The organism is Nocardia lijiangensis NBRC 108240, from assembly GCF_001613045.1.
Lineage (GTDB): Bacteria > Actinomycetota > Actinomycetes > Mycobacteriales > Mycobacteriaceae > Nocardia > Nocardia lijiangensis.
In genome coordinates this window covers 75,169-86,618 of the sequence record NZ_BDBP01000039.1, presented here as the reverse complement: position 1 = coordinate 86,618, position 11,450 = coordinate 75,169, and the positions used below count along the sequence as shown (strand labels likewise).

The window sequence follows — 11,450 nt, the reverse complement described above, 5'->3', positions numbered from 1 at the left end:
GGCGGGCGCGGCCGAAGGATTCGCGATACTGCCGAAGCTCGCTCCGCGCCTCGCCGCGGTGGTGCACCCGTCGTTCACCGAACCGGAACTCGCGCTGCGGCAAGCCGGTGTGCCGGTCACCCGGGTGCTGCTCGAGCCGCCCTACACCCTCGATCCGTCCGCGGTGCCGGACGACGCCGATCTCGTCGTCCTCGGCAACCCCACCAACCCGACCTCGGTCCTGCACCCCGCAGACACCCTCCGCGCGCTGCGCCGCCCCGGCCGCGTGATCGTCGTCGACGAAGCCTTCGCCGACGCCGTCCCCGGCGAACCGGAATCCCTCGCGACCACCGCCACCCCCGACATCCTCGTGCTGCGCAGCCTCACCAAGACCTGGGCGCTCGCGGGACTGCGCTGCGGCTATCTCCTCGGCGCTCCCGATCTCCTCGCCCGCCTCCACCACGGCCGCCCGCTCTGGCCCCTCGGCGCACTCCAACTCGAGGCGATCGCCGCCACCGCCGAACCCTCCGCCGTCGCTGAAGCCCAGCGCCACGCGACCACCCTCGCCGTCGCGCGCGAAGCGATGATCGAACGCCTCACCGCTCTTGGTCTGCACGTTCACACGCCCGCCCACGGGCCTTTCCTGCTTCTGCATGTTCCCGGCGGCGAACTGCTGCGCGAGCACCTGGCCGCCCGAGGCATCGCGGTGCGCAGGGCCGACACGTTCCCCGGGCTCGGGCCCGACCACCTGCGCGTGGCGGTGCGGGACGAGGCCGCCGTGGATCGTTTGTGCGCGGCTATCCGTACCGCTCCTGGCCGCGTGTAGCGACGTCTGGGTCTCGAGACGGCCGCTGGTGCCGGTTCGGACGCACCCGTCGACCTTCGCGTGACCAGTGAGGCCGAGGCCGTCGTGGATCGATTGTGTGCGGCTATCCGCATCGCGCCCGGTCGCGTGTAGCAACCAACCCTGGGTCATGGGACGGTCGGCGGTCGCAGTGGGTCCGGTCTCGGCAGGAACGCACGGCACGCAACCGCCATTTCTCTCCCGTCAGTAGAGAAATGGCGGTTCCACGCGATCGACGTGAGAGAAATGGTGGCTGGCGACGAACAATTTGCCGCCTTTTCTCTCCTGTCGATTGCCGCGTCTGCGCGAGGGGGCGGTGCTGGGCGGAACTGGAGTCGGATCGGGGGCGGAAGGGTGCACAGCCGGGCGACCGCTGGCTGGCTGGGGTTCGAGTGGTCGCCCATCCTGCTGGCGCTGCCTCGTGCGGGTGGATACGAACCGGGTGCGATGTCGAGCGCCGACAGTCGCGGCGGGATGATGGGGGCGGCCGGTATACGCCGGGTTCGGGAGTGCGGGAGGAGCGAGGTAGGCGGATGGTGACGACGCTGGCGGATCTCATCGGGGTGTTGGACGGGGCGTATCCGCCCAGGTTGGCGGAGTCGTGGGACTCGGTCGGGCTGGTGTGCGGTGATCCGGACGACGAGGTCAGCAGGGTGTTGTTTGCGGTGGACGCGACCGCCGCCGTCGTCGACGAGGCCATCGACTGGCGCGCACAGGCATTGGTCGTGCATCACCCGCTGCTGCTGCGCGGCGTCGACACCGTGGCCGCCGACACCGCGAAAGGCGCGCTCCTGCATCGCCTCATCCGTTCCGGATGCGCCCTGTTCACCGCACACACCAACGCCGACTCCGCCGATCCCGGCGTCTCCGACGCCCTCGCCGCGGCCATCGGGCTGACGGTGACCGGCCCCGTGGACGCGAAACCCACCGCCGCCGTGGACAACTGGGTGGTCCAAGTCCCGCGCACCCACACCGACGCGGTGCTCGCCGCGCTGTTCGCCGCGGGTGCGGGCGGCAGCGGCAACTACCACGAGTGCGCGCTCCGGGTGCCCGGCGTCGGCCAGTTCCGGCCCATGCCCGGCGCGAATCCGGCGATCGGCGCGGTCGGCGAATTGCAGCGCGTCGACGAGGATCGCCTCGAGGTCGTCGCCCCGCCCGCGGCCCGCTCCGCCGTGCTGGCCGCGCTGCGGGCCGCCCATCCGTACGAGGACCCGGCCTATCACGTCACCGAACGCGCCGCCCTGCGCTCGGGCCTCGGCCTCGGCCGCGTCGGCACCCTGCCGGAACCGGAATCGTTGCGCGACTTCACCGCTCGCGTGTCCGCCGCCCTCCCGGCCACCGTCTGGGGCGTGCGCGCCGCGGGCGATCCGGACCGCGTGATCGAGCGCGTCGCGGTGTGCGGCGGCTCGGGCGATTCCTATCTGTCCGCCGCCGCCCGCCTGGGCGTCGACGCCTACCTCACCTCAGATCTGCGCCACCACCCCGTCGACGAGCATCTTCGCACCGATGGCCCCGCCCTGATCGACGCCGCGCACTGGGCCACCGAATTTCCTTGGTGCGCCCAGGCGGAAGGCATTGTCGCCGCGGCGCTTCCCGGCCTGGAGACCCGTGTATCGTCGCTGCGCACCGATCCGTGGACCGTGAGTTCGACGGACTGATACCGCACGCGCGCTGAACGGGATCGGTCAGCCGAACAGGACTGCCCGTTCGGCCCGGTTCCTTCCCGTTCGCCGGAATCGAAGGCCCACAAGCGGGTACAACTAGCGCATGAGTTTCCCGGTGGACTTCGGGATCGTGCAGATCGGATTGATCCTGCTGATCCTGATCGCGGTGGCGCTGCTCGTTTCGGCGCTGGTGAAGGTGCGCAGGGTCGGGCTGCGGGCGCTGCTCGGCCGGGGCGCGGGCGGGCTCGCGCTGCTCGTCGTCGCGGTGCTGCTGCTCTGGGTGGCGACGCTCATGCAGACGTACCTGGGACTCAGCGGCGAGATCAAGGCCGCGCACGTGGTGGTGCGCGAGGTCGCGGGCGAAGACCATCAGCTCGAGGTCGACCTCACGCTCTACGGGGACGACGACCACTCCGAGCGCCGCGAGAAGTTCCGAGTCCAAGGCGATCTGTGGGTGCTGCAGGCCAATATCGTCGAACTGGAGCCGTGGGTGAACGCTCTCGGTTTCCACTCCGGCTACAAGGTCACCCGCCTCTACGGCCAGCGCCTCGACGGCGTCGCCACCACCCAGAACCACATCTTCCTGAACGGCGACGACGCCGACTTCTTCGCCGACATGCGCGACGGCACCTGGTGGACCGACCCGTTCGTCCGCTCCGCCTACGGCAATGCCGTCATCGCCACCCCGGGCGAGTACGACGTCTACATCTCCCGCGACGCGATCAAGACGCGCGCATCGGGTAGTTGATCCGCCATCACCACGCGTTCGTGCGCTCCCGGTTCACCACGTCGATTCGGTCCTGAATCTGCCGCATGATCTCGTCGGCCGGACCCGGCGCGATGCTGAAGTCGTTCCTGCTGTGGTTGACCAGCAGATAACGCCCGTCGTTCGGGTAATCCATCCAGATGAACGCGTGCCCGTCCAGCGTCGGCCGGGCGTCGTAGGCGATGCCCGGATAGACGGTGATCTCGCCGGCGCCGACGCGCGGCCGCCGGAAGAACCGGTTCACCTCCTCGGCGTGCGAGAGACGCGTCGGATGCCGCGAGTACAGCGGCTGGTCCATGTCCGTGCGCCGAGCGCTGAACGGCTGGTGGGCGCCGCCCTGACACCGAGGCAAACGCGCCGCGATCTCCGAAACCACCATGTGCGAGTAACACATGGTGAGCACGACATCGCGGCCGTGCTCACGATCCGGACCCGGTTGCTGCATCGCGATCGTCGCGACCTGATCCACCACACCCGCGTGAATCCGCACGACCTGCTTCAGCTCCGGACCGTAGAAGCCGTGAATTTCGATGCGCACCTGCGGTTCCAGCAAGACGGTGAGCGCACGGTGTAGCCGCTCGTCGAAGATCGGCTGCAACCGCTGCGCCGTCTGCATGCGAAGCCGCTCGAAATCCGACTGGTACTCCATGAATTCGGGCCGGAAACTCAACGGATACGGCAGCCGATCCCGGCCCATCGCTTCCATCGCGATGCTGAACGCGAGACCGTCCAGCTGCCAACGCCATTCACTCATGCCTTCGCCTCGCCGGCGCTCGGCTGCGGCATGCGCGCGATTCGCTCTCTACCTTCGCTCATCCGCCGATGACCCCGCCCGGCGGCAGTACCCGCGGCTGCACGCCCAGCAGCTCGGTGGTGCGGTCCTGCACGAGATAGTCCGGCGTCTTGTGCTCGTTCTCGTTGTCCTCGCCGCGGCGTCCCGCACCCGGGGCGCCCATCCCCGGCATACCGGCACGCCCCGCGGCCGGAGACGCGGCGCGTCCGCCCGGCGTGCCTCCGGGCAAACCGGGCTGACCCGGTTTGCCGCCCGGGATGCTCTTTCCCGGGCCGGGATTCGATCCCGGCCCCGGACCGCCTGGGAAGCCCGGCGAACCGGGCGAGCCCGGCCCGGGTCTGCTGAGCGGGTCCTCCAGGTACGACTTCGGTGTGGCCGGTGTCGGAACGCTGCTCTGCGGAACTGTGCTCTGCGGATCGGTGCCCGCGGGATTCGTCGCGGCCGGATCCGTATTCTGCGGGTCCGTGTTCGAATCATCCGATTTCAGCTGGTTCGGGTCGCCTTCCTCGTTCTTCGGATCGCTACCGGGGTCCCTCGGTTCGTCGATACCGGGCGGATTCACCGGTCGACCGCCCGGCGGCCAGCCACCGTTCTCGTCCTTCGGCTTGTCGCCAGGGTTGCTGACCGGGTTGAACGGTTCGGGGAGCTTGGGCGTGTGACTGTCCACCTCTTGGGCGCCCGGCACATAGATCCGTTTCATGATCTCGCGAGCGTTGGCTTCGGCCTCGTTCGCCCGGTGCTGCGCCAGCTTCAGCACACCATTGCCCGGAATGTGCCCCATGAATTCGTCGAACCCGGAAACATGTTGCGCGGGCGGGATCGAGATCTTGACCTGATCGAGGTAGCCCTGCAGCAGGTCGATGCCATTGGCCACCTGCTGGAAGCTGGTCGGCAGCTTCTTGAACTCGTCGGTGTAGGCGCGGGTGGCCTCCATCGCGGCGTTGGCGGCGCGACCCTTCCAGAGTTGCTCGATGTCCTGGTCGACGCCGCTGCGGAAGAGGCGCACCGCCTCATCGGCTCGGTCACGCAGGCGCCGCCAACCGTCCGCGCCGCTGTTGATGTCGGCCTGCGAGACGCCTTTGCCGCCTTCGTGGTCGTTGAGCGCCTTCCAGATGTCCTCGTGTGACCACGTGTCGAAGGGCTCCATTCCCGTCAGCACCGTGGGGGCACGATCGCCGTATTGACCGTTGAGGGTGTTCCACTCGTTCTGGATGTGGCTTCGGTCGATATTCCACTTGTCCTCGCCGGAGTCCCGGAGGTTGGTCTCGTTGACCTTGTTCTCGTGGGAATCGTTCTGCGCGCGAGCGATTCCCGCACCGCCCGCGATGACGCCGATGACCGCTGCGGCGGCGATGAAGAAGGGCATCAGTTCATCCCTTCGGTGTGGGCGTTCAGTTGGTTGCCTGCGGCCTGGTCGGTTTCCTGGAGTCTGCCGATCGCGGCGGCATAGGTGTCCTGCATGAGTTGGACGACTTCGAGGTGCTGGTCGAGACGATTGACTGCTGAGTCGTTTGCGTCATGGGCGGCACCGCCCACAGCCTTCTGTTCGAACTTCTTCTGCAATTGCTGTGCGGAGGGAAGGGTCCCGTACCCGGCCAGGTGATCCAGAAGCAACGCATCCTGTTTCAGGAGATCGAGCGCTTTTCGAAAGTCTTCGCAGCGTTTACGCAGCGCCTCCCCTATGCCTTCGTCCATGCTGAACTCACCAGTGATGGCCTGCTGCTTCAGTTGTTGCCAGTTCCGTATTTGGCCGACCAGATCGTCCGGCATCGTGTACTCCCCTTGTCGAATGCGGCGTCGGGCTCGGGACGGTCACCGCATGGGCTACTTCGGTAGGTGCGGCTCGAGGTCGCGGGCGTGTTTGATTGCCAACTCGCACCGGTCCCGTGTGATGGGCTGAGACGACAGCCAGCCCACCGAAATCTCGAACATGCCCTGCTCGGCGGGGAAGTTGACATAGCAGATCAAGCCCTTGGCGTCCGCCTTGTCTTGCGATATCAGTCCTGGGCGCGAGCCGATCACTACTTCCCTGATTCCGGTCAGCTTGGGGTTCGAGCGCGTTTCCTCCTGCAAATGGCTCGTTGAACCGACTTGCATCGTGTACGGCAGATCAGGCGAGAGCCATCCACACATCCGCCAGGCGGCGGGTCCTTGCGCCGGATCTGTGATGGTCCGTTTAGTGGCGGGATCAACGCCAGTAGCCCGAAGTATGTCGTCGCTGAGTTGGGTACACGGGTTGTAGACCTCGATCTCATCCAGATTCCGGACCGTCGTCGTCGGTGTCGAGGCCGTCCCACCAACCGTCGACCCGCACCCAGCGGCCAACCCGATGACAGCCGCACCCGCAAGTACGGTGCGTAAGACGTCGGCGGTTCGCATAGCTCTCCCTGTCATCGGCGTCGGGTGATTCCCCCCGTCGTAACTATAAGACGCGCGGAATCGGCCGCCGGTTCCATCGGATTCCGGCTGTTCACCTGGCTCGCAGGCGCCCTCGGCCGGAGCTGGACGGCTGCGGGTCGATCAGGAGTTGCAGGCGGATTCGGTCCAGCCGAGCGATACGCGATGCCGCTGGTCCTGGCTGTTCGCCAGTGCATGACGCAGGGATCGGCGCCCGATCAGGCGGCCTGGGCGCCCACATCGCGCGACCCGGACATTCCTCGGCCCGGTCTCGGAACCAACGACCCCGTCGCCGGGGTACGGTTGAGCACTGGCGTTCGCCGTCCGGCGGATACCCGACCCGTCTTCCACAGTGTTCAGGAGTTTGTCCGCGTTGAATGTCGAACCACCGATCCAGGCCAAGCTGCTTCAGCTCGCCGCTGTCGACGTCGAACTGACGCGGATCGCGCATCGGCGCACCGTGCTGCCCGAGCAGCAGGAGGTGGCGCGGCTGGAGGGGGAGTGCAACACGCACAAGGACGCCGCGGTGGCGGTGGAGATCGTGCTGGACGATCTGGATCGCGACATCCGCAAGCTGGAGGGTGAGATCGACGCGGTCCGCAAGCGGGAGGAGCGCGACCGCGGCATGCTGACGGCCGGTTCGGTTGGTGCCAAGCAGCTTTCGGAGATCCAGCACGAACTGGGCAGCCTGGAGCGGCGGCGCGGCGTGCTGGAGGACGAATTGCTCGAGGTGATGGAGCGCCGCGAGGCGTCCGCCTCCGATCACGACCACGCGGGCGCGCGGCTGAGCAAGACCGAGGAGGAGCTGGCCGAGGCGCAGCGGCTGCGTGACGAGGCGCTGGCGGATCTGGATGTGGCGCAGCAGAGCCGCACGGACGAGCGGTCCAACCTGGTCGGGCTGTTCCCCGCCGAGCTGCTCGACGTCTACGACAAGCAGCGCGCCCAGCGCGGCGTCGGCGCGGCGCTGCTGCAGGCCCGCAAGTGCGGCGCGTGCCGGATCGAACTGGATCGCGGCGAGATCGCGCGCATCGCGAAGACGGCGCCCGACGTGGTCGTGCGCTGCCCCGAGTGCAGCGCGATCCTGGTGCGCACCAAGGAATCCGGTCTGTGATCTGCGGATTCGATCGGCCGGGTGCCGAGGAGGTCCGGTGAGCCACCAGCACGTGATCGTCGAAGCGGACGGCGGTTCGCGGGGCAATCCTGGTCCCGCCGGGTTCGGCGCGGTGGTCTTCGCCGCCGATCACGTCGCGGTGCTGGCCGAACGGCGCGAGAGCGTGGGCATCGCGACCAACAACGTCGCCGAATACCGCGGGCTGATCGCGGGTCTCGAGGCCGCCGCGGAGCTGGGTGCGCGCACGGTGGACGTGCGGATGGATTCCAAGCTGGTCGTCGAGCAGATGTCGGGCCGGTGGAAGGTCAAGCACCCGGCGATGATCCCGCTGGCCGACCGGGCTCGGCGCCTGGTCGCCGACTTCGACCGGGTGAGCTTCGCCTGGATTCCGCGCAGCCAGAACGCGCACGCCGACCGCCTTGCCAACGAGGCGATGGACGACGCTCTGCTGGTCGGCGAGGTCCGCGCGGCCCGCGACGCCGAAACGGCGACGGCCCCGGAGCCGTCCGCCCATGGCGCCGAGCACGCCGCGCCCAGCTGGATCGACGAGGCGCGCGCCGCCCAGGTCGACCCGGCGAACACCGAGGCTGTCTCCGCAGGTCCGGGCTGGACCGGTGCGGTCGGCCGCCCGACCCGCCTGCTCTTGCTGCGCCACGGCCAGACCGAACTCTCCGTGCAGCGGCGCTATTCGGGCCGCGGCAACCCGCCGCTGACCCAGTTGGGCCGCGAGCAGGCCGCGCACGCCGCGAAAATGCTTGCGGCCAAGGGCGATATCGCCGCCATCGTCAGCTCGCCGCTGGGGCGGGCGCGGGAGACCGCGGAGGCCGCGGCCGCCGCGCTGAACCTTCCGGTGCGCGCCCACGACGGACTCATCGAGACCGATTTCGGCGCGTGGGAGGGCCTGACGTTTCTCGAAGCGGCGCAACGCGATCCGGAGCTGCACGCGCGCTGGCTCGGTGACCCGTCGGTGGCCGCGCCGGGCGGGGAGAGTTTCGACGAGGTGCGTGAGCGCGTCGAGGCGGTGCGCCGCGACCTGGTCGCGCTGTATCCGGGTCAGAACGTGCTGGTGGTCAGCCATGTGACGCCGATCAAGACGCTGGTGCAGCTGGCGCTCGGGGTCGGTCCGTCGCTGCTGTACCGCCTGCATCTGGATCTGGCGTCGCTGTGCATCGCCGAGTTCTATCCGGACGGCGGGTCCTCGGTGCGGCTGGTCAACGACACCTCCTACTTGTCCTGAGCGCGCGTCTCCCGTGGCTGTCCGGGAGGTCGTCGGCAGCCTCCCGGCCCTCGCCCGTGACCCTGCGCCAGGTACTGTGGCGCCGCACACATCGCAATTGCGCGCGCCGGCCGCTCCCTCGACGCTGAGGTAGCCGACAGTCAACCGGGGCTTCATACTCGGTTCGATCCGCATCGGCGCGGAAATGGGCCGGAACGAGCATCGGCGACTTGCTGTCGGTGCGATGCTGCACGATGTGTGGGGTTGGCTGATTCCTCGGTCGAAATCGAGTGTCGGCCCGTGTCTTTCGAGAAAGAGAGTTACTGCTGTGAGATTCAGGTGGATGGCGGCCGTGTCGGCCGTCATCGCGGGTGTGGGCGCAGCTGTCGCGGGTGCCGCGCAGGCTGCTCCGGGGAACGTGGTGCTGGGTGGAAGCTCCGGCCTCGTCTTCGAGAACAATTCCGCGTGTTCGCTCACCGCCATCGGCTACGACAACGCCGGTCGTCTGGTGGGTCTGACGGCGGGCCACTGCGCGCCCGCCGGTGCGCGGCTGGCGTCGGAGACGGCGCTGGACGCGGGCGCGGTCGGTGTGGTCGCCTACTCCGACAACGGGGAGGGGCTGGATTTCGCGGTGCTGCAGTTCGATCCGGCGAAGGTCACGCCGGTTCGCACGGTCGGCGCCACCACCATCAACGGGATCGGCCCGACGCCGGGTCCCGGCACCACGGTGTGTTCCAACGGCCGCACCAGCGGCCCGGGCTGCGGCGTCGTCTGGGGCAACCTGGACGAGACCATCACGCTGAACCAGGCGTGCTCGAAGCCCGGTGACTCCGGCGGCCCGGTGACGGTCGGCGACCGCCTGGTCGGCATGAACCAGGGCAGGGTGACCGGCCTGGCGGGCATCGGCTTCGACGTGCCGTGCTCCACCGCCGCCAACCCGATCCACTCGCCGGCGTTCTTCGCGCCGATCGACGTGATCCTCGCGGCCGTCAACGCCACCGGCGGCGTCGGCGCCGGATTCCGTCCGATCTGATCCCGTTCGGCCGAACCTTCACCGCCGCGCGCCCGCGCCGTTCTCGGAGACAGCGCAGGCGGCGGCGGTGAATTCGTCCGAGGGGTAGAACAATTCGATGGCGCGGCCTGCCCGGCCCCGGTCGGCACGGTGGCCTCGCGTCAGACGGAGACCAGGTCGAGCCGCAGCGGCCCGTCGGTGTGTGCATGCTGGTCGGAACGAGGCCGGACCCGCTCTGGTTAGCTACCCCTCGTGGACGCTTCGCGTGAGCCGACGGCTTGGACGTCGAGCGAGGTCGCCGACGATTTCGTCCGGTGGGATGACACCGTCGGGTGGCTGCTCGGCTACCCGTTCGTCTTCGCCGCGCTGCGTCTGGAGCAACCGGACGTGACCGCCCTGCTCGATCTCGGCTGCGGACCCGGGCACGTCGCGCGCCGTGCGGCCGAGGAGCACGATGTCGACGTCCACGCAGCGGACATTTCACCGGCGATGCTGGCCATCGCCCGGACGCGGTACCGCCACCCCCGGGTGACCTGGCACCTCATGACCGGCTCGAAGCTGGCTTTTCTCCCTGATGCCTCGATGGACGCCGCCATGTCCTGCTTCGTCTTCGTCTGCATGCCCGAACGACGGCAACTCCAGGACCTGGCGGACGAAGTGCACCGGGTGCTGCGGCCCGGTGGTCGCTTCGCCTTGCTCAACGCCCACCCCGGACACACCGGGGTGGCCTTCGACAGCTTCCAGATCGGCCGGCCGGGTGTCGACTACCTGCCGGGCACTCCGATGCCCGTGCGGCTACGCCGGACCGACGGCGAGTGGATGGACATCGTGGACACCTACTGGCCCGGCGAGACGTATCACGAGCTACTGCACGACGCGAACTTCACCCGAGTGTGGCAGGAGGAGCCGACGCTGGACGACGCACGACGCCTGCTGGGTGCGGCTGCGGTAAGCGGGCGGGAGTGGACGGCGGAGCGGGAAACGCCGCCGTTTCTACTGGTGGTCGGGGAGAGGTAAGTGCCTCCTCGCCGCCGAATCGTCGCGCTGAGGCAGCCTGGCCAACGGCAGGACTAGCTCGCGACGGGTCCGAGGACGGTCTCCAGCTTCGTCAGGAAGCGGGCGAAATGCGGATCGGATTCCGGCACCGCGAAGCGGTCGACGTCCCACCAGCGGCCGCCGCCGAATTCGCGGGGGTCGAGGCGGTATTCGCGAGTGCGATCGCCCCGGATCACGTACCAGAGGCTCACGTCTTCGTGGCCGCTGTGAATGCCGATGGTGGTGGTCACGGTGAGGAACAACGGCGCGGGGCCGACCACGTCGAATTCGGCGGCGATACCCAGTTCTTCGCAGGCCTCGCGCCGGGCCGCCGCCTGCGGATGCTCGCCCGGGTCGAGGTGACCGCCCATCGGCAGCCACAGCCCGGCCAGCCGGTGCCGCCCGAGGAACACCGCCCGCGCCACCGGATCCACCAGCACCGTGTACGCCACCAGATGTCGTGGCGGCACGGCCGGTTTCTCCCTGCGGAACACGTCATCGGTCGACGCGAGCCAGTCCAGCGTGGTCGCGATGTGCTCGCGCTCGAGCTCGTCGCAGGGAGCAATCCCGCGCACGATGTCGGCAACCGCGGCAGTCGCAGCGTTCATGGCCCGCGACTGTAGCCCTGGTCAC

12 protein-coding genes are annotated in these 11,450 nt (G+C 68.7%); 7 read left to right on the top strand and 5 right to left on the bottom strand.

The features are described 5' to 3' along the window. The 3 genes from cobC to NL1_RS15940 all read left to right on the top strand — a co-directional run. Window positions 1–805 (top strand): Rv2231c family histidinol phosphate aminotransferase CobC (gene cobC / locus NL1_RS15950; protein ID WP_067840152.1); only part of this gene is annotated, 805 nt, incomplete at its 5' end. Between the two features lie 551 nt (window positions 806–1,356). Then, complete coding sequence (locus NL1_RS15945; RefSeq protein WP_067840151.1) at window positions 1,357–2,481, top strand: Nif3-like dinuclear metal center hexameric protein; 1,125 nt, start codon at window positions 1,357–1,359, stop codon at window positions 2,479–2,481. 109 nt (window positions 2,482–2,590) lie between these two features. Continuing rightward, window positions 2,591–3,235 (top strand): hypothetical protein, encoded by a 645-nt coding sequence (locus tag NL1_RS15940; RefSeq protein WP_067840149.1) that lies wholly within the window; start codon window positions 2,591–2,593, stop codon window positions 3,233–3,235. Between the two features lie 7 nt (window positions 3,236–3,242). On the opposite strand, the gene NL1_RS15935 is transcribed toward NL1_RS15940, so the two are convergent. Genes NL1_RS15935 through NL1_RS15920 form a run of 4 tightly spaced genes read right to left on the bottom strand, consistent with a single transcriptional unit; the run spans window position 3,243 to window position 6,425 of the window. Continuing rightward, window positions 3,243–4,007, bottom strand: coding sequence for an ESX secretion-associated protein EspG (locus NL1_RS15935; RefSeq protein ID WP_067840148.1), 765 nt, complete (start codon window positions 4,005–4,007; stop codon window positions 3,243–3,245). Between the two features lie 58 nt (window positions 4,008–4,065). Then, the gene (locus NL1_RS15930) at window positions 4,066–5,412 is read right to left on the bottom strand and encodes a hypothetical protein (protein WP_067840146.1); all 1,347 of its coding nucleotides are present in this window, start codon (window positions 5,410–5,412) and stop codon (window positions 4,066–4,068) included. Then, window positions 5,412–5,816, bottom strand: a complete 405-nt coding sequence (locus NL1_RS15925; RefSeq protein ID WP_067840145.1) for a hypothetical protein — start codon at window positions 5,814–5,816, stop codon at window positions 5,412–5,414. The genes NL1_RS15930 and NL1_RS15925 overlap by 1 nt, the downstream gene beginning before the upstream one ends. A gap of 54 nt (window positions 5,817–5,870) precedes the next feature. Beyond that, a complete protein-coding gene (locus NL1_RS15920) occupies window positions 5,871–6,425 on the bottom strand; it encodes a DUF3558 domain-containing protein (protein ID WP_067840143.1) in 555 nt (184 codons plus the stop codon). A 391-nt stretch (window positions 6,426–6,816) separates the two neighbouring features. Here NL1_RS15920 and NL1_RS15915 point away from each other — a divergent pair, with 391 nt between their 5' ends. The 4 genes from NL1_RS15915 (at window position 6,817) to NL1_RS15900 (ending at window position 10,799) form a co-directional block, all read left to right on the top strand. Further along, window positions 6,817–7,554 (top strand): zinc ribbon domain-containing protein, encoded by a 738-nt coding sequence (locus tag NL1_RS15915; RefSeq protein ID WP_067840175.1) that lies wholly within the window; start codon window positions 6,817–6,819, stop codon window positions 7,552–7,554. Between the two features lie 37 nt (window positions 7,555–7,591). Further along, window positions 7,592–8,791 (top strand): bifunctional RNase H/acid phosphatase, encoded by a 1,200-nt coding sequence (locus NL1_RS15910; RefSeq protein ID WP_067840141.1) that lies wholly within the window; start codon window positions 7,592–7,594, stop codon window positions 8,789–8,791. 322 nt (window positions 8,792–9,113) lie between these two features. Then, entirely contained in the window at window positions 9,114–9,803 is a 690-nt protein-coding gene (locus tag NL1_RS15905) for a chymotrypsin family serine protease (RefSeq protein WP_084510636.1), read from the top strand. A gap of 231 nt (window positions 9,804–10,034) precedes the next feature. Continuing rightward, entirely contained in the window at window positions 10,035–10,799 is a 765-nt protein-coding gene (locus NL1_RS15900; protein ID WP_067840137.1) for a class I SAM-dependent methyltransferase, read from the top strand. A 53-nt stretch (window positions 10,800–10,852) separates the two neighbouring features. Here the strand turns inward: NL1_RS15900 and NL1_RS15895 are convergent, their stop codons facing one another. Beyond that, window positions 10,853–11,425, bottom strand: a complete 573-nt coding sequence (locus NL1_RS15895; protein ID WP_067840135.1) for an NUDIX hydrolase — start codon at window positions 11,423–11,425, stop codon at window positions 10,853–10,855. Window positions 11,426–11,450 lie beyond the last annotated feature (25 nt).